Source organism: Luteibacter aegosomatissinici, from assembly GCF_023078495.1.
In the GTDB taxonomy this organism is placed as follows: domain Bacteria; phylum Pseudomonadota; class Gammaproteobacteria; order Xanthomonadales; family Rhodanobacteraceae; genus Luteibacter; species Luteibacter aegosomatissinici.
In genome coordinates this window covers 3,132,494-3,156,393 of sequence record NZ_CP095742.1, presented here as the reverse complement: position 1 = coordinate 3,156,393, position 23,900 = coordinate 3,132,494, and the positions used below count along the sequence as shown (strand labels likewise).

24 protein-coding genes and 1 riboswitch are annotated in these 23,900 nt (G+C 64.7%); of the genes, 16 read left to right on the top strand and 8 right to left on the bottom strand.

Annotated elements, in window-relative coordinates:
• Window positions 1–91 precede the first annotated feature (91 nt).
• Window positions 92–592, bottom strand: coding sequence for an SsrA-binding protein SmpB (gene smpB / locus L2Y97_RS14080; protein ID WP_247427668.1), 501 nt, complete (start codon window positions 590–592; stop codon window positions 92–94).
• Between the two features lie 81 nt (window positions 593–673).
• Here smpB and L2Y97_RS14075 point away from each other — a divergent pair, with 81 nt between their 5' ends.
• The gene (locus tag L2Y97_RS14075) at window positions 674–1,102 is read left to right on the top strand and encodes a type II toxin-antitoxin system RatA family toxin (protein WP_247427665.1); all 429 of its coding nucleotides are present in this window, start codon (window positions 674–676) and stop codon (window positions 1,100–1,102) included.
• Window positions 1,095–1,367 (top strand): RnfH family protein, encoded by a 273-nt coding sequence (locus L2Y97_RS14070; protein ID WP_247427662.1) that lies wholly within the window; start codon window positions 1,095–1,097, stop codon window positions 1,365–1,367. Before L2Y97_RS14075 ends, L2Y97_RS14070 begins: the two co-directional genes overlap by 8 nt.
• 92 nt (window positions 1,368–1,459) lie before the next feature.
• On the opposite strand, the gene L2Y97_RS14065 is transcribed toward L2Y97_RS14070, so the two are convergent.
• Window positions 1,460–1,930, bottom strand: a complete 471-nt coding sequence (locus L2Y97_RS14065) for an outer membrane protein assembly factor BamE (RefSeq protein WP_247427660.1) — start codon at window positions 1,928–1,930, stop codon at window positions 1,460–1,462.
• Between the two features lie 75 nt (window positions 1,931–2,005).
• Between L2Y97_RS14065 and fur the strand changes: the two genes are divergently transcribed.
• The gene (gene fur / locus L2Y97_RS14060) at window positions 2,006–2,422 is read left to right on the top strand and encodes a ferric iron uptake transcriptional regulator (RefSeq protein WP_247427657.1); all 417 of its coding nucleotides are present in this window, start codon (window positions 2,006–2,008) and stop codon (window positions 2,420–2,422) included.
• A gap of 275 nt (window positions 2,423–2,697) precedes the next feature.
• Here the strand turns inward: fur and L2Y97_RS14055 are convergent, their stop codons facing one another.
• Complete coding sequence (locus L2Y97_RS14055; RefSeq protein ID WP_247427654.1) at window positions 2,698–4,317, bottom strand: MASE1 domain-containing sensor histidine kinase; 1,620 nt, start codon at window positions 4,315–4,317, stop codon at window positions 2,698–2,700.
• Between the two features lie 90 nt (window positions 4,318–4,407).
• Here L2Y97_RS14055 and L2Y97_RS14050 point away from each other — a divergent pair, with 90 nt between their 5' ends.
• Complete coding sequence (locus L2Y97_RS14050) at window positions 4,408–5,037, top strand: response regulator transcription factor (protein WP_247427651.1); 630 nt, start codon at window positions 4,408–4,410, stop codon at window positions 5,035–5,037.
• Window positions 5,038–5,161: 124 nt separating this feature from the next.
• Here L2Y97_RS14050 and recN read toward each other — a convergent pair whose 3' ends face one another.
• Window positions 5,162–6,832 carry a DNA repair protein RecN gene (gene recN / locus L2Y97_RS14045; protein WP_247427648.1) on the bottom strand — a complete coding sequence of 557 codons (1,671 nt, stop codon included), beginning with the start codon at window positions 6,830–6,832 and terminating at the stop codon, window positions 5,162–5,164.
• Between the two features lie 132 nt (window positions 6,833–6,964).
• Between recN and hrcA the strand changes: the two genes are divergently transcribed.
• The 7 genes from hrcA to L2Y97_RS14010 all read left to right on the top strand — a co-directional run bounded on the left by hrcA (window position 6,965) and on the right by L2Y97_RS14010 (window position 14,495).
• Window positions 6,965–8,023 (top strand): heat-inducible transcriptional repressor HrcA, encoded by a 1,059-nt coding sequence (hrcA, locus tag L2Y97_RS14040; RefSeq protein WP_247427645.1) that lies wholly within the window; start codon window positions 6,965–6,967, stop codon window positions 8,021–8,023.
• Between the two features lie 82 nt (window positions 8,024–8,105).
• The gene (gene grpE / locus L2Y97_RS14035) at window positions 8,106–8,633 is read left to right on the top strand and encodes a nucleotide exchange factor GrpE (protein WP_247427642.1); all 528 of its coding nucleotides are present in this window, start codon (window positions 8,106–8,108) and stop codon (window positions 8,631–8,633) included.
• A 130-nt stretch (window positions 8,634–8,763) separates the two neighbouring features.
• Window positions 8,764–10,689, top strand: coding sequence for a molecular chaperone DnaK (dnaK, locus tag L2Y97_RS14030; protein ID WP_247427639.1), 1,926 nt, complete (start codon window positions 8,764–8,766; stop codon window positions 10,687–10,689).
• Between the two features lie 80 nt (window positions 10,690–10,769).
• Window positions 10,770–11,171, top strand: coding sequence for a four helix bundle protein (locus L2Y97_RS14025; RefSeq protein WP_247427636.1), 402 nt, complete (start codon window positions 10,770–10,772; stop codon window positions 11,169–11,171).
• Between the two features lie 11 nt (window positions 11,172–11,182).
• Window positions 11,183–12,313 (top strand): molecular chaperone DnaJ, encoded by a 1,131-nt coding sequence (dnaJ, locus tag L2Y97_RS14020; RefSeq protein WP_247427633.1) that lies wholly within the window; start codon window positions 11,183–11,185, stop codon window positions 12,311–12,313.
• 140 nt (window positions 12,314–12,453) lie between these two features.
• Window positions 12,454–13,248, top strand: coding sequence for a 4-hydroxy-tetrahydrodipicolinate reductase (gene dapB, locus L2Y97_RS14015; RefSeq protein ID WP_247427630.1), 795 nt, complete (start codon window positions 12,454–12,456; stop codon window positions 13,246–13,248).
• A gap of 13 nt (window positions 13,249–13,261) precedes the next feature.
• Window positions 13,262–13,459, top strand: a riboswitch (yybP-ykoY riboswitch).
• 28 nt (window positions 13,460–13,487) lie between these two features.
• The gene (locus L2Y97_RS14010) at window positions 13,488–14,495 is read left to right on the top strand and encodes a sodium:calcium antiporter (protein WP_247427627.1); all 1,008 of its coding nucleotides are present in this window, start codon (window positions 13,488–13,490) and stop codon (window positions 14,493–14,495) included.
• 154 nt (window positions 14,496–14,649) lie between these two features.
• On the opposite strand, the gene L2Y97_RS14005 is transcribed toward L2Y97_RS14010, so the two are convergent.
• On the bottom strand, window positions 14,650–15,333 hold the full coding sequence (locus L2Y97_RS14005) for a 2OG-Fe(II) oxygenase family protein (protein ID WP_247427624.1): 684 nt from the start codon (window positions 15,331–15,333) through the stop codon (window positions 14,650–14,652).
• Between the two features lie 218 nt (window positions 15,334–15,551).
• On the opposite strand from L2Y97_RS14005, the gene carA reads away from it, so the two are divergent.
• The 3 genes from carA to greA are packed head-to-tail and all read left to right on the top strand — an operon-like array spanning window position 15,552 to window position 20,449.
• Window positions 15,552–16,691: a glutamine-hydrolyzing carbamoyl-phosphate synthase small subunit gene (carA, locus tag L2Y97_RS14000; protein WP_247427621.1), complete on the top strand. Its 1,140-nt coding sequence runs from the start codon at window positions 15,552–15,554 to the stop codon at window positions 16,689–16,691.
• A 51-nt stretch (window positions 16,692–16,742) separates the two neighbouring features.
• Window positions 16,743–19,970 (top strand): carbamoyl-phosphate synthase large subunit, encoded by a 3,228-nt coding sequence (carB, locus tag L2Y97_RS13995; RefSeq protein WP_247427618.1) that lies wholly within the window; start codon window positions 16,743–16,745, stop codon window positions 19,968–19,970.
• Window positions 19,967–20,449 carry a transcription elongation factor GreA gene (greA, locus tag L2Y97_RS13990; protein WP_247427615.1) on the top strand — a complete coding sequence of 161 codons (483 nt, stop codon included), beginning with the start codon at window positions 19,967–19,969 and terminating at the stop codon, window positions 20,447–20,449. The genes carB and greA overlap by 4 nt, the downstream gene beginning before the upstream one ends.
• A 27-nt stretch (window positions 20,450–20,476) precedes the next feature.
• On the opposite strand, the gene L2Y97_RS13985 is transcribed toward greA, so the two are convergent.
• The 3 genes from L2Y97_RS13985 to L2Y97_RS13975 all read right to left on the bottom strand — a co-directional run bounded on the left by L2Y97_RS13985 (window position 20,477) and on the right by L2Y97_RS13975 (window position 22,408).
• Window positions 20,477–21,367 carry an RNA polymerase sigma-70 factor gene (locus tag L2Y97_RS13985; RefSeq protein WP_247427613.1) on the bottom strand — a complete coding sequence of 297 codons (891 nt, stop codon included), beginning with the start codon at window positions 21,365–21,367 and terminating at the stop codon, window positions 20,477–20,479.
• A 102-nt stretch (window positions 21,368–21,469) separates the two neighbouring features.
• Complete coding sequence (locus tag L2Y97_RS13980; protein ID WP_247427611.1) at window positions 21,470–21,898, bottom strand: cupin domain-containing protein; 429 nt, start codon at window positions 21,896–21,898, stop codon at window positions 21,470–21,472.
• Window positions 21,899–21,925: 27 nt separating this feature from the next.
• Window positions 21,926–22,408 (bottom strand): carboxymuconolactone decarboxylase family protein, encoded by a 483-nt coding sequence (locus L2Y97_RS13975; protein ID WP_247427608.1) that lies wholly within the window; start codon window positions 22,406–22,408, stop codon window positions 21,926–21,928.
• 163 nt (window positions 22,409–22,571) lie between these two features.
• On the opposite strand from L2Y97_RS13975, the gene L2Y97_RS13970 reads away from it, so the two are divergent.
• Both L2Y97_RS13970 and L2Y97_RS13965 read left to right on the top strand, forming a co-directional pair.
• The gene (locus L2Y97_RS13970) at window positions 22,572–22,841 is read left to right on the top strand and encodes a sigma factor-like helix-turn-helix DNA-binding protein (RefSeq protein ID WP_247427606.1); all 270 of its coding nucleotides are present in this window, start codon (window positions 22,572–22,574) and stop codon (window positions 22,839–22,841) included.
• Entirely contained in the window at window positions 22,838–23,845 is a 1,008-nt protein-coding gene (locus L2Y97_RS13965; RefSeq protein WP_247427604.1) for a LysR family transcriptional regulator, read from the top strand. The genes L2Y97_RS13970 and L2Y97_RS13965 overlap by 4 nt, the downstream gene beginning before the upstream one ends.
• Window positions 23,846–23,900 lie beyond the last annotated feature (55 nt).

Below are 23,900 nucleotides of genomic sequence, written 5' to 3'. Positions count from 1 at the left end.
CACAATGGGCGAATGGCTTGTTGGTGTGTCAGTGTTGGCGTACGTTGGGGTAGGCGCCATCGCGCGCAAGCGCGCTCCTACAGGGTGGTCATCACCCCAGGCGGTTGTGCGAGCGCATGACGCGCTGCTTGTCGATCGCCCACTCGCGTTCCTTGTCGGTGTTGCGCTTGTCATGTTCCTGCTTGCCCTTGGCCAGGCCGATCTCGCACTTTACCTTGTTGTTCTTCCAGTACAGGGCGGTGGGGACCAGGGTGTAGCCCTTGCGCTCGACGGCGCCGATCAGGCGGTCGATCTCCTCGCGGTGCAGCAGCAGCTTGCGGGTGCGACGGTCGTTGGCGACCACGTGGGTGCTGGCGCTGATCAGGGGCGGGATCTGGGCGCCCACAAGGAATACCTCACCATCCTGGATGATGGCGTAGCAGCCCTCGCCGAAGTTGATACGGCCGGCGCGTAGCGATTTCAGTTCCCAGCCCTGCAGCGCCATGCCGCATTCGAAGCGCTGGTCGATGTGGTATTCGTGGCGCGCGCGCTTGTTCAGCGCGATGGTGCCGCCGCCTTCTTTTTCCGTGTCCTTTGCCTTCGCTTTTGCCATGTCCGCTAAAATCTTCCGAATCGGTCCCTGATACGAGGCCGGCGGGTCCGTGAGCCGGCAAAACAAGACGAGGTCTATCCAGTGATTGAAATCCGCCGCAGTGCGATCGTGCCGTTCACGCCCGCGCAGATGTTCGACCTGGTCAATGACGTTGAAGCATACCCAAAGCGCTTCGGCTGGTGTGACACCGCCACGATCGTCGAACGGGACGACAACGTGCTGGTGGCCCGGCTCGATCTCAAGTTCGCCGGGATGAAGCAGAATTTCACCACCCGGAACACCATGGAGCGCCCGGCCAGGCTCACCATGAAATTCGTGGAGGGCCCGTTCCGCTCGCTGGATGGGGTGTTTACCTTCCAGGCCCTGGGTGACGTGGGCTGCAAGATCGCCCTGGAGCTGGATTTCGACTATGCCGGGCTCGGCGGCTCCGTGCTGAAGATGGGTTTCCAGCAGCTCGCGAACAAGATGGTCGACGATTTCTGCGACGAGGCGCGCCGGCAGTATGGCTGACCTTGGTGTGGAAGTCGCTTACGCCGGGCCTGAGGGGCAGGCCGTGGTCGCCCTGGCGGTGCCGGTCGGCACGACGGTATGGGAAGCCGTAGGGCTGGCCTTGCCTCAGCTGCCGCCGGGCATCCGCCCTGATCAGGCGCGCCTGGGTATCTTCGGAAAAAAGGTGGAGCCGGGGCAGGTGCTGGGGCAGGGGGATCGGGTGGAGATTTATCGGGCCCTGACTTTGGATCCGATGGAGGCGCGTCGGCGGCGGGCGGCGCGGTAGCGTTTGGCGCTTTCGCGGGGGTGATCGCGCGCAAGCGCGCTCCTACAGGGGTGCGGCCGGGGTGGTTGGCCCCGGCCGGGTCCGCTTCTGGCTTACTTCTTGTCGTCGTCGCTCGAGGAGCCGCCGCCGAAGATGCCGCCGTCGTCCTTCTTGTCGTTGGCGCTGGTGTTCTTGTCACCCTTGGCGTCGTCGATCGGGTTGGACTTGTACTTCTTGGAGTCTTCCAGCAGCTGCTGCGCGTCCTGCTTGAAGAAGTCGCCCTCGGTCTTCACCAGCGTGTCGTTATTGAAGGTGAGGGTGAGGGTGCGCGTGGTCATCGGCTTGCCACGGTGCGAGAACGTGGAAACGTAGTCCCAGCGGTCGTTATCGAACGGGGAGATGACCGACGGGGTGCCGAGCAGGACCAGGACCTGGCGCTTTGTCATGCCGGGCTGCAGCTGGTCGACGTTTTTCTTGTCGAGCAGGTTGCCCTGCTGCACGTCGGGGGTATAGACAAGGCCACAACCGGCGGAGGCGGTTGCCAGGAGAGCCATACCCAGCGTGCGGATGAGCAGCTTTTGCATGCGTAGTAACGTCCAGATCGTGAAGCAAGCGATGATACACTAAGCGCCTGACGGCACCGCGAGAAGAGGTCTGACATGGACCAGGAAACCCAAGAGCTCCGCAAGGCGGGCCTTAAAGTCACCCATCCGCGCATGCGGATCCTGCAGGTCTTCGAAGAGGCGGACGAGCGCCACCTCACGGCTGAAGACATCTACAAGCGCCTGCTAGCGCACCAGGAGGACATCGGGCTTGCCACGGTGTACCGGGTGCTGACCCAGTTCGAGCAGGCTGGCATCGTGATGAAGCACAACTTCGAAGGCGGCCAGGCCGTCTACGAGCTGGACCGCGGCAAGCACCATGACCACATGATCGACATTGACAGTGGAAAGGTGATCGAGTTCACCAGTGATGAGATCGAGCGCCTGCAGCATGAGATCGCTGACCGGCACGGGTACATCATCGAGGAACACAGCCTCGTGCTTTATGTGAGGCCCAAGAAGAAATCCCGCTAAAGCATTGGTTGAAAAGAAAAAGCCCCTCGATCGAGGGGCTTTTTTTGTGTCGCGCAAATAAAAACGCCGCCGGTGGACTCCTGTCCACCGGCGGCTGATCCATTGCCGGGTAGTTCGTGGACCGCGAGTTGCTCGCAAATCCCGGTTCGCTACCCGACGCCGGCGAGGCTGACATCCTGTCGCCTCTTCGAGCCGATCGTCCCCACGATCGACTCGGGCTCACCGTCTCTCGACGGCGGCTCCCCCACATCGATGGAAGAATCGTAACGAAGCGTTCACGAACCGGCTATTGGAAAATTTCCTATGCTAGTTCCGATACTTGTGCTGCGAAGCAACACGCGCAGGTGAAGTCCGACCGGCTCCGGAACGATGCGGAAAACACCCCCCAGGGCCGTGATTCGGTCGCTCATGCCCTGCAACCCGCGGCCGCCGCCATCGGTCCGAACCGGGCGCGGGGTGGAGGGCAGGCCGTGGCCGTCGTCACGAATGTCGAGGACCGCCACCGGGCCGCTGTCGCGCAGGCCGATACGCAGGCGCAGGCGCATCTCTTTTGCACCGGAGTGGCGCACCACGTTGGTGGCGCTCTCCTGGACTACGCGGTAGATGGCGGTCAGGGTATCGTCATCCAGCAGCCGGGGCTCCCCGCGCAGATCGGTCACATAGTGGATACCGGCCGCGGTGAGCATGTCCCGGATCGGGCCCTCGTCCAGGGCGCGTAGCAGGCCGAACTCATCCAGCACCGAGGGTCGCAGGCTATCCAGCATCTTGTGCAGGGCCCGGCGCATGTGGCCCAGGATGCCGTTGATGGCGCTGCCGATATCGTCCATGCCCGCGTTACCCAGGCGGTTCTGGGCCAGCTTCAGGTGGGTCTGGATGGCGGTGAGGTTCTGGCCTAGCTCGTCGTGCAGTTCGGCAGCCATGTGCCGGCGCAGGTCCTCTTCGGCCTGCAGGTTGCCGCGGGCGGCATCGCGCAACTGTCGGGCCAACTGGTCCAGGCGCTGGTTGGCGGCGGCCAGATGGGTGTTTTGCTGGGCAACGCGTTCACTGCTGCGGCGGAGCGCGTCCGTCGCAGCGCCCAGCATCAGGGTGCCGGTGCCGGCCACGGCAAGGAACAGGTGGGCGGCGGCCGTGGGTGCGCCGCGGCCGATCATGTCCTCGGTGACGTTCAGGCCGACGCTGGTGATCAGCATGGCCAGGCCCGCGCCACGCCAGCCGTGGCGGAACGCGAAGAACAGCACAGGGGCCAGCGAAAGCACGCGGGCGAACTGCGGCTGCGGCGAATACTCGGCCAGGGTGACCAGGATCGCCAGCGAGGGCAGCATGACCAGCAGGCCATCCAATAAGAGTTCGGCCAGCGCGGTCTGGGTGGGTCGCTCGCGAAATACCAGCACCATCACCGGAACGACCAGTAGTACGCCCAGGTAATTGCCGAGCAGGTCACTGCCGAACGTGGTGCCCAGCATCTCCACGGGGGCGGCGGGGTGCAGGGAGGCCATCATCGCGGCATTGCCGGCCGTGGCCACGGTGGCAGTGACCATGGCCGAGAGCAGCAGGCGCGCCACATCCTCGGGGGTGTTCAGGCTGGCATGCAGGTGGGCCCGGCGCAGCAGCCACAGGCACGCGGCCACCATCAGCGGCTCGGGCGTATCGCCCAGCACAAAGCCCGCGCCACCGATCGGCAAGCCGCTGCGCCACTCGCAGAACGCGCTTGCCGCGATCTCGGCGCCCAGGATCCAGAACCAGTCGCGCGAACGGGTAAGTAGTAGGGCACCAAAGCGCAGGCCGAACGGGAGCACCCAGTACGGCTGCTCCGTCGGCCACAGCATCACCCAGGCGAGTGCATAGGCAATGGCAATGATGGGGCCGGCGAAGCGGTAGAAGGTGCGAAGGCGCATGAGCGTGAATGTTACACGGCCGATGTGGCGTCCTGACGCGGATCGCAGGCATATGCGCACATTCGGGCGAGTACTGTTACATTCTGCCCCATGCCAAGAATCGTCCTCGTAGATGACCACGCCATCGTCCGTGAAGGTTTCAAGCGGCTGATCCAGCTGGAACCCGACCTGGATGTGGTCGCTGAAGCCAAGAATGCCGACGAAGCGGTCGATGCCGTCACCCAGCACCGCCCCGATCTGGTTGCGGTGGATCTTTCCCTGCCCGACGGTAGTGGCCTGCCGCTGATCGAGCACCTGGGCAGCATCGAGCCGGGCATGCGCATCATCGTGCTGAGCATGCACGATGGCGAACCGTACGTTTCCGAAGCCATGCGCCGGGGCGCGCGTGGGTACGTGACCAAGGGCGTGGCGCCCGAAGAGCTGGTGGCCGCTGTTCGTGCGGTGCTGGCGGGCGACCAGTACCTGAGCTCGGATCTGCGTGAGCGCCGTTCCAGCCGCTCCACGCAGGATCTGGACCCCTTCAGCCGCCTGACCGCCCGTGAGCGCGAGGTGTTCCTGCTGCTGGCGGCCGGCCGTGCCCCCAAGCAGGTGGCGGCCGAGCTCGGCATTGGCCAGAAGACCATCTACATCCACCGCGCCGCGGTGATGAACAAGCTAAACGCAGGTTCGGAACTGGATCTGTACCGGATGGCGCAGGAGCGCGGGTTGATCCGCACCTGAAGGCCGGGTGCGGGATCACTCATTAGCTGGTGAAGCGCACCCTTGTGCGCGATCGTGTTTGCGAAAGTGCCGGGGCCCTGAGCCGGTGATGCGAGAGATGTCGCCCACAGGGTGGGCTCCTACATCAGCCTTGGGCGCGGTCGAGCATCTTCTTTGCGTGGGCCCGGGTTTCCTTCGTAATTTCCACGCCGCCGAGCATGCGCGAGATTTCCTCGCGGCGGCCGTTCGCATCCAGTGAACGGATGCGGGTGCGGGTGGATTCGCCATCGCTTTCTTTCGCCACCTGCAGGTGATTGTGGCCTTGGGCGGCTACCTGGGGCAGGTGGGTGACGCACAGCACCTGCACGCGTTCGCCGAGCGCCCTCAGTTTCTGGCCGACCACTTCGGCGACCGCGCCGCCGATGCCGGTATCCACTTCGTCGAAGATCATGCAGCCGATGTTGTCGTTGCCCAGCGTGGCCACTTCGATAGCAAGGCTGATGCGGGCCAGTTCGCCACCGGAGGCCACCTTGCGCAGGGCGCGCGGCGGCTGGCCGGGGTTGGCGCTGACCAGGAGTTCGCAACGCTCGCGACCCTGCGGATCCGGATCGTCGCCCTCGGCGGGCTCCAGCGCGACTTCGAGACGGCCGCCAGCCATGCCCAGCTCGCCCATCAAGGCGGCCACGGATGACCCGAGGCGGGCGGCCGCGTCTGCGCGAGCCTTCGAGAGCGCCGCGGCTGCGGTGTCGTAATCCGAACGCAGGCGGTCGCGCTCTCGGCCAAGGCGCTCAAGGGCATCGCCGGCACCTTCCAGTTCGGCAAGGCGCTCACGCAGTTCCTCGGCCTTCGCCGTCAGCTCCTCGATCGGCAGGCGATAGCGGCGCGACAGGTCGTGTAGATGAGTGAGGTGGGTATCCACCTCGGCCAGGCGCTCGGGGTCGAGCTCTACGTCCTGCGCGTAACGGCCCAGGCCATCCACGGCTTCGCCGACCTGGATCTGCGCGCTGTCGAGCAGTTCCAGCGTGGGTGCCAGCGTGGCGTCCAGTTCGGCCAGGCGGGAGAGTTCAGCATGGGCGCGGAGCAGGGCGCGGCCAATGGCGAATTCGCTTTCGCCATCCAGCAGTTCCACCACGCCGTTGGCGCCTTCGGCCAGGCGGCCGGCGTTGGCGAGGCGGCGGTGCTGGGCTTCGAGCTCCTCGAGCGCGGCGGGGGCCAGGGCCCAGCGATCCAGCTCTTCCAGCTCGTGGGCGAGCAGTTCGATCTGGTGTTCGCGATCATCGCCGCCTGACAGTGTTCGAATCTTCGCCACGGCATCCCGCCAGGCCTTCGCCAGCTCGCGCACACGCGCCTGGGCCTCCTCGTTGCCGGCGAAGGCATCGAGCAGGGCCATCTGGTGCTGGCGCGAGAGCAGGGCCTGGTGTTCGTGCTGGCCGTGGATCTCGACAATGAGGGCGGCCAGCGCGGACATCTGCGCCAGGCTGGCCGGGCGGCCGTTGATCCAGCCCTTGGAGCTGCCCTCGGTGCGGATCACGCGGCGCAGCTGGCAGGTCTCGCCATCGTCCAGCTCCTCCTGGCGCAGCCACCCCAGGGCTTCCGGCAGGCCGGCTAGGTCGAACTCGGCGGCCAGTTCGGCGCGGTCGCTGCCGGCGCGCACCATGCCGCTATCGGCGCGGGCACCGGCCAGGAGCATCAAGGCATCCACCAGCAGGGACTTGCCCGCGCCGGTTTCGCCGCTGACCACGGTGAGCCCGGGGCCAAAGGCCACCTCGGCTTCTTCAACGACGGCAAACTGGCGGACGTAGAGCGAGGTGAGCATGGGCACCGAAAGTGGCGAATGGAATCACGCCGATTGTAGCGGCAGGCGCGTCGCAGGAACCGAGACTTGCAAGCCGGGCGCGCAGACCTTATTGATAGCGCCTGTTACCGGACCCTTTAGCCCACCACGCGCATGAACCCGTTCTCTGGCCAAGATATCGATGCGCGCGCGCGGCGGCTGTTGCGTACCCTGATCTCACAGTACCTGTCAGACGGCGAGCCCGTCGGCTCACGTACCCTGGCGAAGTCCTCTGGCCTGGAAGTAAGCCCAGCCACCATCCGTAACATCATGGCGGACCTGGAAGAGGCCGGCCTGGTCGCTTCGCCCCACACCTCGGCGGGGCGTATTCCTACACCGCGTGGCCTGCGCCTGTTCGTCGATAGCCTGCTCGAGCTGAAGCCGCTGCCGCGTGACGACATGGCGCGCCTGCAGGGCGGCCTGCCGGGCCACCAGACCACCACGCGTGACCTGCTGGGCAATGTGTCCCACCTGCTTTCGGCGATGACCCACTTCGCCGGCGTGGTCACCGTGCCGCGCCAGGGCGATTTCCCCCTGCGCCACATCGATTTCGTGAACCTGCCCGATGCCAGGGTGCTGGTTATCCTCGTTTTCTCGGATAACCAGGTGCAGAACCGGGTCGTGCAGCTTTCCCGGCCCATTGATGGCCGCGAACTGGAGCAGGCTGCCAATTACCTCAATGCCCATTTTGCCGGGTTCCGCCTGGCCGATATCCGCGCCCACCTGGCCGCGGAACTGCGCGAGGCCGGCGGTGAGTTGAACCGCCTGCTGGCCAGCGCCGTGGAACTGGCCACGGCCTCGTTCGGCGATGAAGATACCGACGACGTGCTGGTGAGCGGCCAGACCAACCTGATGGGCTATTCCGAATTGGCTGATATCGACCGCCTGCGCGACCTGTTTGATGCATTCCAGCAAAAGCGTGAGCTGCTGCAGCTGATGGAAAACTGCGTCAAGGCGCCCGGCGTTCGGCTCTTCATCGGCGAGGAATCGGGCTTTTCGGCCCTGGATGGCTGCAGCATCGTCACGGCCACCTATGGGACCCCTGGGCGCATGCTCGGCGCGATCGGAGTTATTGGACCGACGCGTATGGCATATGAGCGGGTCATCCCGGTGGTGCAGGCCACGGCCGGATTGCTCAGCGACGCCTTGAATCGCGCCGTGGCGACCTCATAAACCGCCTCGGGAGGCGGGTTTAGTAATCCCCGCGAATGTCCGGCCCCTTCACGGGGGCCGCAGGCTTACATTTGGAGTAAACATGCAGAACCACGATCCCCACGCGACGGATCCGGCACAGGACGGCGAGAGCAACGTCAACGCCGATTTCGACGCCCTGGCCGCCAAGCTGGCGGTTGTCGAGGCCGAACTGGCCAGCGCGCGCGAGACCGTGCTGCGCGAGCGGGCGGAGATCGAAAACCAGCGCCGCCGCCTGCAGCGAGACCTGGAGCAGGCCCGCCGCTTTGCGAACGAGAAGCTGCTGGGCGACCTGCTGCCGGTGTACGACAGCGTGGCCCTGGGCCTCGCCAACGAAAACGCCGATGCGAAGACCCTGCGCGAAGGCCTCGAGCTGACGCTGAAGCAGCTGGAAAAGGTCACCTCGTCGAACGGGCTGGTCCTGGTCGATCCGCTGCACCAGCCGTTCAACCCGGAGCACCACCAGGCCATCAGCGCGGTCGATTCCACCGAGCACGCGCCGAACACGGTGGTCGCGGTAGTCCAGAAGGGGTTTGTGTTGAACGATCGCCTGCTGCGCCCGGCGCTCGTCGCGGTCGTCAAGGACAACTGAACAAAGCCCTGCGCAGCGCCGTTTGCGGCACGCCAGGGAGTCTCACCACATATTGAATCGATGGGGCACGTACCCCATTTCCAAACCAGTCGCGGCCGCGGGGGCCGCATTGAAATTCGGAGCAACTTTTATGGCCAAGATCATCGGCATCGACCTCGGTACCACCAACAGCTGCGTTGCTGTGATGGAGGGCACCACGGCACGCGTCATCGAGAACGCCGAAGGCGATCGCACCACGCCGTCCATCGTCGCGTTCACCAAGGACAACGAAGTCCTCGTGGGTGCGCCGGCCAAGCGCCAGGCTGTCACCAACGCCAAGAACACCTTCTACGCCGTGAAGCGCCTCATCGGCCGCAAGTTCACGGATGCGGAAGTCCAGAAGGACATCAAGCTGGTCCCGTACGGCATCGTCGCGCACGATAACGGCGACGCCTGGGTGCAGACCGCTGATGGCAAGAAGATGGCACCGCAGGAAATCTCCTCGAAGGTGCTGATGAAGATGAAGAAGACCGCCGAGGATTTCCTTGGCGAGTCGGTTACCGAAGCGGTCATCACCGTGCCGGCGTACTTCAACGACAGCCAGCGCCAGGCCACCAAGGATGCCGGCAAGATCGCCGGCCTCGACGTCAAGCGCATCATCAACGAGCCGACCGCGGCTGCCCTGGCTTATGGCCTCGACAAGACCGGCACGGCCGACCGCAAGATCGCCGTGTACGACCTGGGTGGCGGTACGTTCGACGTCTCGATCATCGAAATCGCCAACGTCGATGGCGAGAAGCAGTTCGAAGTGCTGGCCACCAACGGCAACACCTTCCTCGGCGGCGAAGATTTCGATAACCGCGTCATCGATTACCTCGTGGAAGAGTTCAAGAAGGAGCAGGGCATCGACCTGCGCCAGGATCAGCTCGCCCTGCAGCGCCTGAAGGATGCCGCTGAGCGCGCCAAGATCGAGCTTTCGTCGGCCCACCAGACCGACGTGAACCTCCCGTACGTCACCGCCGATGCCTCGGGCCCGAAGCATCTGAACATCAAGCTGACCCGCGCCAAGCTGGAGTCGCTGGTGGAAGACCTGGTGAAGGGCACCATCGAGCCGTGCCGCACCGCGCTGAACGATGCCGGCCTGCGCGTTTCGGATATCAACGAGGTCATCCTCGTCGGTGGCCAGACCCGTATGCCCAAGGTCCAGGAAGCCGTTAAGGACTTCTTCGGCAAGGAAGCGCGCAAGGACGTCAACCCGGATGAAGCCGTCGCCGTCGGCGCCGCCATCCAGGGTGGCGTGCTGGGTGGTTCGGTGAAGGACGTGCTGCTGCTCGACGTCACTCCGCTCTCGCTGGGTATCGAAACGATGGGCGGTGTCATGACCAAGCTCATCGAGAAGAACACCACGGTGCCGACCAAGGCCTCGCAGGTGTTCTCCACGGCCGACGACAACCAGACCGCCGTGACCGTGCACGTGCTGCAGGGCGAGCGTGAGCGCGCCAACGCCAACAAGTCGCTGGGCAAGTTCGATCTGTCCGGCATCCGTTCGGCACCGCGCGGCACCCCGCAGATCGAAGTCACCTTCGATATCGATGCCAACGGCATCCTGCACGTGTCGGCCAAGGACAAGGACACCGGCAAGGAGCAGAAGATCGAGATCAAGGCCGGTTCGGGCCTCTCGGACGAAGAGATCCAGCGCATGGTGGCCGATGCCGAAGCCAACCGCGAGGAAGACAAGAAGTTCCACGACCTCGTGCAGGTGCGTAACAAGGCAGACCAGCTGGTCCACCAGACCCGTTCGCAGCTGAAGGAGCACGGCGGCAAGATCCCGGCCGAGCAGCTCGCCAGCATCGATGGCGCCGTCTCGGATCTGGAGAAGGCGAAGGATGGCGACGACAAGTCGGCCATCGAGTCGAAGATCGCCAACCTCGAGCAGGTGGCGCAGTCGCTGTACGCCGCGGCCCAGTCGGGCGGCGCGTCGGATACCGCGCAGCAGTCGGCACCGGGCGGCGGTTCGGCCCAGCCGGATGACGTGGTCGACGCCGAGTTCACCGAAGTCAAGGACGACAAGAAGTAAGTCCGTGAAGCGGAAGGCGTAAATAGTCAGTAGAATCGCGCGGTCCTTTGCGGCCGCGCGATCCTTTTGAGGAGGCAAGGATGTCTCGACCGCACCACGATTTGTTGGTTTGGCGGCGCACGATGGAGTTGGCGAAGAAGGTCTACGAGTTGACTTCGCGGTTGCCGGTTGAGGAGCGGTTTGGGCTGTCTTCCCAGCTCCGGCGCTGCGCGGTGAGCATTCCTTCGAATATTGCCGAGGGCGCATGCAGGGGATCTCAGCGTGAACTACTTCGCTTCGTCCTGATCGCCCGGGGATCCCTGGGCGAGCTTGAGACCCAGCTTCAGTTGCTGGCAAGTCTCGGAATGGCGAAGGTTGGAGACCTGCTTGCCGAAGTTGAGTGCATCTTCGGACTCATGGGGGGCTTGGTAAAGAAGCTCCGCACCCAAACTAACGATTCACAGGCGGCTAGCCGCCGACTTACAAGCCGCGCAAGCGGCTGACTGACGGCAAAATGAGCAAACGCGACTACTACGAAATCCTCGGTGTGGAACGTACCGTCACCGACGGCGATCTGAAAAAGACTTTTCGTCGCGTCGCGATGAAGTACCACCCTGACCGCAATCCGGATGACCCGGAGGCGATCGACAAATTCAAGGAAGCCAAGGAGGCGTACGACGTCCTCTCCGACTCGCAGAAGCGCGCGGCGTACGACCAGTACGGCCATGCCGCCTTCGAGGGCGGTGGCTTCGGTCGTGGCGGTGGCGCCGGGTTTGGCGACGTCGGCGACATCTTCGGCGATATTTTTGGCGACATCTTTGGTGGCGGCGGCGGTGGTCGCCAGCGCGCACGCCGTGGCGCTGATTTGCGCTACATCATGGAGCTCGATCTCGAGGAAGCCGTGTTCGGCGTCGAGAAGAAGATCGAGATTCCCACCCAGGTCAACTGCCACCACTGCAATGGCACCGGTTCGGAAGACGGCAAGGTTTCCACCTGTTCCACCTGCGCCGGCCACGGTCGCGTGCGCATGCAGAACGGCATCTTCTCCATCCAGCAGGCATGCCCCACGTGCCACGGCTCGGGCCAGAAGATCGACAAGCCTTGCAAGAAGTGCCATGGCGAAGGCCGCCTCGAGGAAGAGCGCACGCTCTCGGTGCAGATCCCCGCGGGCGTCGATAACGGCGACCGCATCCGCCTCACGGGCCAGGGTGAAGCCGGCCCGGCGGGGTCGCCTGCGGGTGACCTGTACGTCGAAGTACGCGTGCGCGAGCACAAGATCTTCCAGCGCGATGGGTCGGATCTCCACTGCGAGATGCCCATCCGCTTCGCCCAGGCGGCGCTTGGCACCGAGCTGATGGTGCCGACCCTGGATGGCGAAGTCGCGGTAAACGTCCCGCCGGAAACGCAGACGGGCCAGCAGATCCGCCTGCGCGGCCGTGGCGTCAAGTCGGTGCGCGGCGGCCGCACGGGCGATCTCATCTGCACGGTCGTGGTCGAAACCCCGGTGCGTCTGACCAAGGAGCAGCGCGAGATCCTGCAGCAGCTGGAAGCGACCTTCGTTGGCGAAGAGGCTGCCAAGCACACGCCGCGCTCCAACAGCTTCATGGACGGCGTGAAGGACTTTTGGTCCAAGGTCACCTCCTAAGCATCCTGCCCATCCCTGTAGAAGCGCACCCTGTGCGCGACATCTTTCGCCCCGGATTCCGGGCGTTGTCGCAAAAGATGTCGCGCACAAGGTGCGCTCCTACATTACGATGGCCGTCTTCGTTTTGTTGAGGCCGCGCCATGACCCGCCCCGTACGTCTCGCCATCAGCGGCGCCTCTGGCCGCATGGGCCTCGCGCTGCTCAACCTCGTGCGTGATGACGAACGCTTCGAGCTGGTCCGCGCGGTGGTTTCCGCGCAGTCAGCGCGGCTGGGTAAGGCCGCTTACGGTGATGTCTCGGCGCTGCGCTTTACCGGCTGGGATGAGCCCAGCGGTGTGGATGTCGTCATCGATTTCAGTGGTCCCGAAGGGCTCGCTGCCGCGCTGGATGTGTGCGAGGCCACCGGTGCGGCGCTGGTGACGGGCACCACCGGGCTCGATGCCGCGATGGAAGATCGCCTTGCGCACGCGGCGGAACGCATCGCCGTACTGCGGGCGGCCAATTTCAGCCTGGGCGTGGCCGTGCTCTCGCGCCTGTTGCGTGAAGCGGCGGCCGCACTGCCGGGTTGGGATATCGACATCGTCGAAGCCCACCACAACCGCAAGGAAGATGCGCCTTCGGGTACTGCGCTGGCGCTCGGTCATGCCGCAGCCGCCGGTCGTAACGTGGCGCTCGGGGATGTGGCTGTCTACGCCCGTGAAGGCCGGCCGGGTGCTCGCGAACTGGGCACCATCGGCTTCGCCGTGGTTCGCGGCGGCGACATCGTCGGCGAGCACCAGGCCTTGATCATGGGGCAGGGCGAGCGCATCGAGCTGGGTCACCGCGCCACGGATCGCAGCATCTTCGCCCGCGGCGCCCTGGAGGCCGCGGCCTGGATCGCCGGGCGCGCCCCCGGCACGTGGACCATCGAAGACGTGATCGCCGCGAAGGTCTGACGAAACCGTGTTAACATCCGCGGCGATGTCATTGGGGAGTAGCCATCCTCGTTCCCCCTGAGGAGTTCGCGTCAACAGACTTGGTAGCCCCCGGGCTCCATGGCGCGAACGGCAGTAGCGTGTGGAGAGCACGCTGCCGGCCCGGCGAGACCTTTGGCCATCGACATGCTCACCCGGCCGGGCGAGCGGTGTCGTTGTGCCATCGGTTTTCGTGCGCTCGCCCGGCCCGTTCCTGAATCATGCTGCTGACCACCTTCCTGTTCCTGGTTTCCGCCGGGGCTATCTATTTCACCTGCGAATACTTCGTAAACGGCGTTGAATGGTTCGGGCGCAAGCTCAACCTGGGTGCCACCGCGACCGGCACGGTGCTGGCCGCGTTCGGCACGGCGCTGCCCGAGAGTGCGGTCACCTTTGTCGCCGTCATGTTCGGCAAGTCCCCTGAAGCGAGAGATATTGGCGTCGGCGCCGCGCTCGGTGGCCCACTGGTGCTGGCCACGATCGCCTACGCCGTCGTAGGTTTTGCTTTATATGCAGGCCGCAAGCGCCTGAATCGCGGCGATAGCCGGGTCCGCGTCGATCACCAGCGTCTTGCCCGCGACCAGTCCTGGTTTCTTGCCATCTTCATCGTGAAGGTCGGCCTTGGCCTCATTGCGTTTGCCTGGAAGCCGTGGCTGGGCGTGTTGTTCCTGCTCGCCTATGGCCTCTACGTGTGGCGTGAGATCGGCGATGACAGCTCAGCCCCGGAAGAGGAAGAGCTCGAACCCCTGTCGTTCCGGCCGCGCGACGCCGATCCGGCCATGAAGTGGGTGCTACTCCAGACCGGCCTGGCCCTCGTCGTGATCGCGATCGCGTCCCGGGTGTTCGTCTGGCAGCTCGAGGCCTTCGGCGAGTTCTTCCACCTTTCGCCGCACCTGGTGGCGCTGGTGCTGAGCCCGGTGGCCACGGAGCTGCCCGAAACCGTGAACGCGCTGATCTGGGTCCGTCAGGGCAAGGAGCGGCTTGCGCTGGCCAATATCTCCGGGGCCATGATGATTCAGGCCACCATCCCCAGCTCGCTGGCGCTGTTTGCCACGCCGTGGCTGTTCGATACGCCGCTGATCGTGGCCGGCGTGATCACCATGGTGGCGGTGATCGCCCTGTGGGCCATGTTCCGCCGTGGCGCTGTCGAGGCGCGCTGGCTGATGCCGATCGGGGCGCTTTACGGCGTATTCGCGCTGTTTGTCGCCTGGTACTTCGGCGCCCGCTAAACCGCCAGCCACTAAACCGCCAACCACTAGACCGCCAACCACCCCGGTAGGAGCCCACCCTGTGGGCGATATGTTTTCGCGAAAGAGCCTCGGGGCCTGTTCCCGTGCCGCGTAAAGATGTCGCCCACAGGGTGGGCTCCTACGCGGCGGGCGGTTAGTCGCGGTGCGAGGCGCTGCGGTCGCGGTCAGCGCCGACCTTGCGGTCGAGCTTGCCGAAGATCTTCTTGAACGCCCGCGAGAACTTGCCGCGCTTGGTCTTGCGGGCCTTTTCCTCTTCCGAGGTGAGCCAGGCGACCTGGATCACCCGGCGCTCGCCCTCGTAGGGCAGGTGGCCGTGGAAGGAGTTCTCGGCGCGGCGGAACACGGCGAACTCGCCGTAGAGCGGCTTCAGTTCGGGCGCCACCGTGTCATCGATGTTGTCGATCGAGGCCAGGAACCGCAGGCAGCCATCGCTGGTATCAGGCCACATCGGGTTCAGATAGATCAGCGCCGTGGCGATCTTCGATTTGCTATCGGTGTGGATCGTGCCATGGCGGCGGTTGAGCAGCCGGCACAGCGTAACCAGGGTGGGGTAGCTCTCGAGGCCTTCGATGCCCAGATGGCGCCCGACCGCGGCAGAAAAGGCGCGCGACGTCATCTGCCCCACCAGTTCGTTCACCGAGGGGCCGCAATCGGCTGCGTCGTAGGGAAAGAAGCCGGCGCTGGAATACTGCGGGAAGTCGCGGTCGAGCTCGCCGCGGGCTTCGTCGGGCAACTGGCCATGGGCGATCATGAACGAGAAAGGCTCGTGCCGGATGTCGGTATCAGGACGATCCAGGCGGGCGGGGTCGAGCAGCATGGCGGGCAATTCTCGGTCAGGTACCACTAATGGCAATTGTATCGTGCCAGAAGCGTGATCAGGCACGTAATCCTACGTAATCGTTCAGTCTAAGCCGGTGGACAGAAGGCCTCTTCACGCCTACAATTCTTACCCGCCCAAACGTTCCCATCCCCAAGGCCCACGAGCCGCTACTGAGCTGGCTTGCGGGCTTTGCTGCACCCGAAGGCGGCCATCCCATGCGTACTCCTGCTCTGCTTGCTCTTGAAGACGGCAGCGTTTTTCACGGCCACGCGGTCGGTGCCCGCGGTGAGACCGTTGGTGAGGTGGTGTTCAACACCGCCATGACCGGTTATCAGGAAATCCTGACCGACCCGTCGTACAACCAGCAGATCGTCACCCTCACGTACCCGCACATCGGCAACACCGGCACCAACGACGTCGACGTCGAAGCCGACCGCGTGCACGCGGCTGGCCTTATCGTGCGCGATGTACCGCGCCTGGCCAGCAACTGGCGTAGCCAGGAACCGCTGCCGCACTACCTGGAACGCCACAACGTCGTGGCTATCGCCGGTATCGATACCCGCCGCCTCACCCGCATCCTGCGTGAGAAGGGCGCCCTGAACGGCTGCATCGTGGCGGGCGACGCCATCGATGCCGACGCCGCCGTGGCCAAGGCCAAGGGCTTCCCGGGCCTCAACGGCATGGATCTGGCCAAGGTGGTCAGCACCACGAAGACCTACCAGTGGAACGAGGGCGTTTACGACCTCGACAAGCAGGCCTTCTACAACGCGCCGAAGAAATTCCGCGTGGTGGCGTACGACTACGGCGTGAAGCAGAACATCCTGCGCCTGCTCGCCGGCCGTGGCGTCGATATCACCGTGGTTCCGGCACAGACGCCGGCGGCCGAGGTGCTCGCGATGAACCCGGATGGCATCTTCCTCGCCAACGGCCCGGGCGATCCGGCCGCGTGCGACTACGCCATCGAATCGACGAAAACCATCCTCGATACGAAGATCCCGGTGTTCGGCATCTGCCTGGGCCACCAGATCATGGCGCTGGCCATCGGCGCGAAGACGCTGAAGATGAAGTTTGGCCACCACGGCGCGAACCACCCGGTGAAGGACCACGACACCGGCCGCGTGTTGATCAGCTCGCAGAACCATGGCTTCGCCGTGGATCCGGCGACGCTGCCGGCCAACGTGCGCGTCACCCATACCTCGCTGTTCGACGGCTCGCTGCAGGGCTTTGCCCTCACCGATCGCCCGGCGTTCTGCTTCCAGGGCCACCCGGAAGCGAGCCCCGGCCCGGAAGACGTCGGCTACCTGTTCGATACGTTCATTGCCGCGATGGAAGCGCACAAGGCGAAGCAGGCGTAACCCGCCGCGCGCCCACACCTTCCATCCAGCCTTCGATTCGCGAGAAAAACCATGCCAAAGCGCACCGACCTAAAGACCATCCTCATCATCGGCGCCGGCCCGATCGTCATCGGCCAGGCCTGTGAGTTCGATTACTCCGGCGCCCAGGCCTGCAAGGCGCTGAAGGAAGAGGGTTACCGCGTCGTCCTGGTCAATTCGAACCCGGCGACGATCATGACCGATCCGGACACGGCCGATGCCGTGTACATCGAGCCGATCAACTGGCAGACCGTCGAGCGCATCATCGCCAAGGAGCGCCCCGATGCAGTGCTGCCGACGATGGGCGGCCAGACCGGCCTGAACTGCGCGCTCGACCTGGCCGATAACGGCGTGCTCGAACGCTACGGCGTCGAGCTGATCGGTGCCTCGCGCGATGCCATCCGCATGGCCGAAGACCGTGACCTGTTCCGCAAGGCCATGGCCGATATCGGCCTGGAATGCCCCAAGGCCGCCGTGGCCCGCTCGATGGAGCAGGCGCTGGAAATCCAGCAGACGGTGGGTTTCCCGACCATCATCCGCCCGAGTTTCACGTTGGGCGGTTCCGGCGGCGGCATTGCTTACAACAAGGAAGAATTCGTCGAGATCGTCGGCCGCGGCCTCGAGCTTTCGCCGACGCACGAAGTGCTGGTGGAAGAATCGGTGCTGGGCTGGAAGGAATTCGAGATGGAAGTGGTCCGCGATACCGCGGATAATTGCATCATCGTCTGCTCGATCGAAAACTTCGACCCGATGGGCGTGCACACGGGTGACTCGATCACCGTGGCCCCGGCCCAGACGCTGACCGACAAGGAATACCAGCGCCTGCGCAACGCCTCGATCGCCGTGCTGCGCAAGATCGGCGTGGATACCGGTGGCTCCAACGTGCAGTTCGGCATCAACGCCGAAGATGGCCGCGTGGTTGTCATCGAAATGAACCCGCGCGTGTCGCGTTCGTCGGCGCTGGCCTCCAAGGCCACTGGCTTCCCGATCGCCAAGGTCGCGGCCAAGCTCGCCGTCGGCTACACGCTCGATGAACTCAAGAACGACATCACCGGCGGCCTCACCCCGGCCTCGTTCGAGCCGAGCATCGATTACGTCGTCACCAAGATCCCGCGCTTCGCGTTCGAGAAGTTCCCGGCTGCCGATGCCCGCCTCACCACCCAGATGAAGTCGGTGGGCGAGGTGATGGCCATGGGCCGCACGTTCCACGAATCGATGCAGAAGGCCCTGCGTGGTCTCGAGATCGGCAAGACCGGCCTGAACCCGACCGGCCTGGATATCGGCAGCGAAGAAGGTTTCCAGACGCTCAAGCGCGAACTGCGTGAGCCGCGCCCGGATCGCGTGTTCCACGTGGCCGATGCGTTCCGCGCCGGCCTGTCGCTGGAAGAAGTGCACGACCTCACGCGCATCGATCCGTGGTTCCTCGCCGCGTTCGAAGACATCGTGATGACCGAGGGTGAAGTGCAGCGCCAGGGCCTCACCGCGCTGGATGAGCCGCGCATGCGCGAACTCAAGCGCATGGGCTTTGCCGATGCACGCCTGGCCGAACTGGTTGGCACCGATGAAAACGCGCTGCGCCACCTGCGCCGCACCTTGGGCGTGCGCCCGGTGTACAAGCGCGTGGACAGCTGCGCGGCCGAATTCGCCACCACCACCGCGTACATGTACAGCACGTACGAGGAAGAGTGCGAAGCCAACCCGACCAACAAGGACAAGATCATCGTCCTGGGTGGCGGCCCGAACCGCATTGGCCAGGGTATCGAGTTCGATTACTGCTGCGTGCACGCGGCGCTCGCCCTGCGCGAGGATGGTTTCGAAACCATCATGGTCAACTGCAATCCGGAAACCGTTTCGACCGACTACGACACCTCCGACCGCCTGTATTTCGAGCCGCTGACGCTCGAAGACGTGCTGGAAATCGTGGACCTGGAAAAGCCCAAGGGCGTGATCGTGCAGTACGGCGGCCAGACCCCGCTGAAGCTGGCGCGCGCGCTTGAAGCGGCCGGCGTGCCGGTCATCGGCACCAGCGCGGATTCGATCGACCTGGCGGAAGACCGCGAGCGCTTCCAGAAGATGATCCAGAAGCTGGATCTGAAGCAGCCGCCGAACCGCACCGCGCGCAACGCCGACGAAGCGCTGGCGCTGGCCCGCGAGATCGGCTACCCGCTGGTGGTGCGTCCGAGCTACGTGCTCGGTGGCCGCGCCATGGAAATCGTCTACGCCGATGCCGACCTCTCGCGCTACATCCGCGAGGCCGTGCAGGTGTCGAACGAGAGCCCGGTGCTCCTCGATCGCTTCCTCGACCATGCGGTGGAAGTGGACGTGGATATCGTCGCGGATGCCGAAGGCAACGTGCTGGTCGGCGGCATCATGGAGCACATCGAAGAGGCCGGCGTCCACTCAGGCGATTCCTCGTGCTCGCTGCCGCCGTACTCGCTCAGCCAGGAAGTGCAGGATGAAATGCGCCGCCAAGTGAAGCTGATGGCGCAGGAGCTGAAGGTCATCGGCCTGATGAACACCCAGTTCGCCATCCAGGGCGATGACGTGTTCATCCTGGAAGTGAACCCGCGTGCCTCGCGTACCGTACCGTTCGTGTGCAAGGCCACCGGTATGTCGCTAGCCAAGATCGCCGCGCGCGCCATGGCCGGCATCTCGCTGGTGAAGCAGGGCACGACGAAGGAAATCATTCCCTCGTACTACTCCGTGAAGGAAGCGATCTTCCCGTTCCTGAAGTTCCAGAACGTGGACCCGATCCTCGGCCCCGAGATGCGTTCCACCGGCGAAGTGATGGGCGTGGGCCGCACGTTCGGCGCCGCGTTCGCGCGTGGCCACGAGGCCGCTGGCATCAAGGCCCCGCCGAAGGGCAAGGTGTTCATGTCGGTGCGCGATGCCGATAAGGATCGCCTGCTGCCGATCGCCCAGGAAGTGGCCGAGCGCGGTTACACCGTGGTGGCCACGGCCGGTACGGCGCAGTTCCTGCAGGACAACGGTGTGGCGTGCGAGCGCATCAACAAGGTGCTTGAAGGCCGCCCGCACATCGTCGACCTGATCAAGAACGGCGAAGTGGTCTATATCGTCAACACCACGGAAGGCAAGCAGGCCATTTCCGATTCGTTCTCGATCCGCCGCGAAGCGCTGCAGCAGCGCGTCACGTATTCCACGACTGTCGCAGGCGCGCGTGCCCTGGTGCACTCGCTTGATTTCCACGCGGAACCGGAAGTCAACAGCCTGCAGGATCTGCACAAGGAGCTGAAGGCATGAGCGCAACCCGTCCTCCCATGACCGCGGTAGGTGCCGACCGCCTGCGTGATGAACTGGAATACCTGAAGCGCGTGAAGCGCCCGGAAATCGTTGCGGCCGTGGCTGAAGCCCGTGCGCACGGCGATCTGAAGGAAAACGCGGAGTACCACGCTGCGCGCGAGATGCACGGCTTCAACGAGGGCCGGATCAACGAGCTGGAGGCCGCGCTTTCCAACTCCGAGATCATCGATACCGAGCGCCTCACCGTGGGCTCGCGCATCGTGTTCGGGGCCATCGTGGACCTGATCGACCTGGACAACGATGCCGAGGTGACCTACCAGATCGTGGGTGACCTGGAAGCGGACATCAAGAAGAACCTGATCGCCGTGAGTTCACCGATCGCGCGTGCGCTGATCGGCAAGAACGAAGGCGACGAGTTCGACTTCAACGCGCCGAACGGCACGAAGACGTACGAGATCAAGGGCGTTCGTTACAAGTGATAAAAGGGCCCTTCGGGGCCCTTTCTTTTATACGGCCTTGAATCCTGCCTGGCCTGCGACGAAGCGCGACAGCTTCTCAGGATTGCGTTGTACGTGGATCGCCGTGATCCGGCCGCCTTCGGTTGCGAAGGTCTGTACCGATTCCAGTGCGCCACCGAAGTAGCGCAGTACCGCCAGTTCGCCATTGACGCTGGCGACTTCCACGCGCATGCCGCGGTCGTTGCGGATGCTGGGCGCGTAAAGCAACTGGGCGATGCGCACACCCCCTTCCATTGGCTTGGGGAAGCTGGAGACAAACCCGCCACCGTCGCCCATCAGCACGGCATCCGGTGCGAGGATCTCGCGCATGCCGCGGAAATCGCCACTGGCCATGGCCCCGGCGAAGCGTTGCACCAGGTCCGCATGCAGGGCCCGGTTCACCTCGAACCGGGGCCGCTCGTCGCGCAGTTGTTCCCTGGCACGGTGAACGAGCTGCCGGCAGGCGGCCTCGCTCTTGCCCAGTACGTGGGCGATCTCGGGGTAATCCTCGTCGAACACCTCACGCAGGAGGAACGCCGCGCGGGCCTCGGGGGCAAGGCGCTCGAGCAGGGCAAGGAACGCCACGGATACATCGCTGGCCAGCTCCTGCAGGTCTTCCGGTGTCGCGCTATCGTCGGTGAGCACCGGCTCGGGGAGCCAGATGCCTACATAGTGCTCGCGTCGGGTCCGCGCCGCCCGCAACTGGTCGATGGCGCGGCGGGTGGTGGCCGCCACCAGCCACGCCTCGGCGTTCTCGATCCGCTCCGCATCCGCCCCGTGCCAGCGCAGCCACACGTCCTGCACCACATCCTCGGCCTCGGGCACTGAGCCGAGCATGCGGTAGGCAATGCCGTGCAGCCGGGGGCGCAGGGCGGTGAAGGTGGCGGTAGCGGTGCTCATGTCACTCCAGACGTATCAGCCCTGTGAGTTGTGACACGAGCCTGCACGGCCGTCCAGCAAGTTCCTGCGCTTTTTGACCGAAGCGGCGCCTCGCAGGAGCGCTTACCGACCCTTGGCGCCCGGCAGCACGATGGGCTTGCCCTTGTCGTGGACGATGAAGACCACGAACCGGGCAGGCTCGGTCTGGCTGGCGTTGCGGCCGATGGTGTGGGTGTCGTTGGGGCCTTCGTAGAAGGTATCGCCGGCCTTCAGGTGTTGCTCCGGCTGGCCTTGCACACCTTCGATGATGTTGCCTTCCAGCACGTAGACGATGGCGTTGGCGTCGTGGTGGTGCACGTGCTCGACCACGCCCGGTGGGTAGTCGACGGTAATGGTGGTGATTTCCTTGCCCGGCACGTCGGGCATGTCGTGGTTGCTGAGCAGGGTGACCTTCGGCTGCACCGTCGTGGGTGCATGTTCGTCACCGTGTGCCAGCGCGCTGCCTGTGGCAACGAGCAAACCCAACGCGGCGATCTTGTAGATGGCGTTCATAGACACGTCCTCAGTAAGTAGGTGCGATCAGCCGACGGCGACCTTGTCCAGTCCGTAGGCCTTATCCAGCGAGCCCGGCACGGTGTGGAACGCCACGTTGACGCGATTCCAGGCGTTGATGGTCATGATTGCGAAGGTCAGGTCGGAGAGCTCCTTTTCCGAGAACTGCTCGCGTACGGTCTTGTAGAGCTCGTCCGTGATGCCTTCCGGTTTGAGGTGGGTCAGGGCTTCGGTATACGCCAGCGCGGCACGTTCGCGCGGGGTGAACTGGTCCGATTCGCGCCAGATGGCCACGTGGTGCAGGCGCAGCTGGCGCTCGCCGCCAGCGATAGCTTCCTTGACATGCATATCGACGCAAAAGCCGCAGCCGTTTATCTGTGAGGCACGCAGGTCGAGCATGTGCTTCAGGCCGGGCTCGATGCTGCTGCCCTTGCGCTGCGCCATCGAAAGTTCGACCAGCTTCCTGGTGAACTCGGGCGATTGCAGCTGGTAATCGAGACGGTCGCTCATGGGTGGATCCTTGCGGTAGGGAAGGGAGGGCCCGGTGTGCCGGGACGGGTACAAGCTAGGCTCCGCTTCCCGTGTTCGGTAGCCACGACGGCGTCTGCACGGTGTTGCGTTGAACGCACCAATGCCGTTGTCACAACGCCGGGGGCTGCCTCGTCTGATAGGCATGGATACCCACGACACCATGCCGTCGCCCATCGCAGACGCCTACAGCCAGGTTGGGTGCGACCGTGTCTGGACCGAGTTCCAGGCGGCCCTGCAGCAGGTGCCCCCGCTGCCTCGCCTCGCCTTCCTGCTGAGCGATGTGCTTGGCAAGCCCCTTGATGAAGTTGCCGCCTTGCTCGGTCGCGATGGACGGGCATGCCGCCAGCTGATCGACGACGCCCGATCGCGCCTGCGTGCCCTGCACGCCGGCACCCATGGAGACACGCCATGAACGTCACGCCCTTCCCACAAGCCGCCCGCGTGGGTGCCGATGCGCTCACCTCGAGCTTCTCCGCCAGTTACGCCGGCGTGATCGCCTTTATTGCGGTCGTCAACGAAGGAAGCTTCGCACGTGCCGCCGATCGCCTTGGCATCGGTCGTAGCGCGGTGAGTCGTAGCGTGCAGAAGCTGGAGCAACAGGTCGGTGCACGGCTGTTTTCACGCACCACGCGCAGCACGTCGCTCACGCCGGAGGGCTCGTTGTTTTTCGAGAACTGCCAGCCAGGCGTCGAGCGAATCGCCCAGGCGCTGGAGGACATGCGTGAGCTGCGTGAGGGCCCGCCGCGCGGGCGGCTGCGCATCAGTGCCGCGGTCGGGTTTGGCCGCAAGGTGGTGGCGCCGCTGCTTCATGGCTTCCGCGCCGCTTACCCCGATGTCGCCGTGGAGCTGCTGCTGGATGACCGCCCGGCGGATTTCATCACCGATCATGTGGATGTCGCCTTCCGCAATGGCCGCATGGAGGATAGCCAGGTGATCGCGCGGCAGATCGTGCCGATGCGCATGTTCCTGTGTGCCTCGCCCGGCTACCTGGCGCGGTACCCCGCGCCCCGTTCGCTGGATGACATTGCCGCGCACGAATGCCTGGGTTACCGGCTGACAAATGGGCGCACGTTCGACTGGGAATTCCGCGTGGATGGCCGTGACAAGAAAGTGCGCCCGGCCTCCATGCTGTCGTTCAACGATGCCGACCTGGTGTTGCAGGCGGCCCTGGATGGGGAAGGGCTGGCGCAGCTTGCCGGTTACCAGGTGTGTGACCACATGAAGGCGGGGCGCCTGGTCGCATGCCTTCCCCAGCATGCCCCGGAAGACCGTGGGCACTACGTGTGCTACCTGAGCCGCCAGCAACTGCCCTCGCGTATTCGCGTGTTCGTGGATTACATGATCGCAGCCATCCGCTCGCTCGATTTTGAATGCGGTGACGACAATCGCATTGGTGCATCCGCGGCAACACGGTGAGGACGTGTGCGGGTCTACCCGCACCCCGGCCGGGAGCCTAGCCTTCCCTTCCAAA

Coding starts and splice junctions, on each gene's coding strand:
- greA (WP_247427615.1), top strand. CDS start 19,967: ATGAGCGCAACCCGTCCTCCCATGACCGCGGTAGGTGCCGACCGCCTG.
- L2Y97_RS14070 (WP_247427662.1), top strand. CDS start 1,095: ATGGCTGACCTTGGTGTGGAAGTCGCTTACGCCGGGCCTGAGGGGCAG.
- L2Y97_RS14065 (WP_247427660.1), bottom strand. CDS start 1,930: ATGCAAAAGCTGCTCATCCGCACGCTGGGTATGGCTCTCCTGGCAACC.
- hrcA (WP_247427645.1), top strand. CDS start 6,965: ATGAACCCGTTCTCTGGCCAAGATATCGATGCGCGCGCGCGGCGGCTG.
- L2Y97_RS14010 (WP_247427627.1), top strand. CDS start 13,488: ATGCTGCTGACCACCTTCCTGTTCCTGGTTTCCGCCGGGGCTATCTAT.
- smpB (WP_247427668.1), bottom strand. CDS start 592: ATGGCAAAAGCGAAGGCAAAGGACACGGAAAAAGAAGGCGGCGGCACC.
- carB (WP_247427618.1), top strand. CDS start 16,743: ATGCCAAAGCGCACCGACCTAAAGACCATCCTCATCATCGGCGCCGGC.
- grpE (WP_247427642.1), top strand. CDS start 8,106: ATGCAGAACCACGATCCCCACGCGACGGATCCGGCACAGGACGGCGAG.
- fur (WP_247427657.1), top strand. CDS start 2,006: ATGGACCAGGAAACCCAAGAGCTCCGCAAGGCGGGCCTTAAAGTCACC.
- L2Y97_RS13975 (WP_247427608.1), bottom strand. CDS start 22,408: ATGAGCGACCGTCTCGATTACCAGCTGCAATCGCCCGAGTTCACCAGG.
- L2Y97_RS14025 (WP_247427636.1), top strand. CDS start 10,770: ATGTCTCGACCGCACCACGATTTGTTGGTTTGGCGGCGCACGATGGAG.
- dnaJ (WP_247427633.1), top strand. CDS start 11,183: ATGAGCAAACGCGACTACTACGAAATCCTCGGTGTGGAACGTACCGTC.
- L2Y97_RS13965 (WP_247427604.1), top strand. CDS start 22,838: ATGAACGTCACGCCCTTCCCACAAGCCGCCCGCGTGGGTGCCGATGCG.
- L2Y97_RS13980 (WP_247427611.1), bottom strand. CDS start 21,898: ATGAACGCCATCTACAAGATCGCCGCGTTGGGTTTGCTCGTTGCCACA.
- L2Y97_RS14055 (WP_247427654.1), bottom strand. CDS start 4,317: ATGCGCCTTCGCACCTTCTACCGCTTCGCCGGCCCCATCATTGCCATT.
- carA (WP_247427621.1), top strand. CDS start 15,552: ATGCGTACTCCTGCTCTGCTTGCTCTTGAAGACGGCAGCGTTTTTCAC.
- L2Y97_RS14005 (WP_247427624.1), bottom strand. CDS start 15,333: ATGCTGCTCGACCCCGCCCGCCTGGATCGTCCTGATACCGACATCCGG.
- dapB (WP_247427630.1), top strand. CDS start 12,454: ATGACCCGCCCCGTACGTCTCGCCATCAGCGGCGCCTCTGGCCGCATG.
- L2Y97_RS13970 (WP_247427606.1), top strand. CDS start 22,572: ATGGATACCCACGACACCATGCCGTCGCCCATCGCAGACGCCTACAGC.
- recN (WP_247427648.1), bottom strand. CDS start 6,832: ATGCTCACCTCGCTCTACGTCCGCCAGTTTGCCGTCGTTGAAGAAGCC.
- dnaK (WP_247427639.1), top strand. CDS start 8,764: ATGGCCAAGATCATCGGCATCGACCTCGGTACCACCAACAGCTGCGTT.
- L2Y97_RS13985 (WP_247427613.1), bottom strand. CDS start 21,367: ATGAGCACCGCTACCGCCACCTTCACCGCCCTGCGCCCCCGGCTGCAC.
- L2Y97_RS14050 (WP_247427651.1), top strand. CDS start 4,408: ATGCCAAGAATCGTCCTCGTAGATGACCACGCCATCGTCCGTGAAGGT.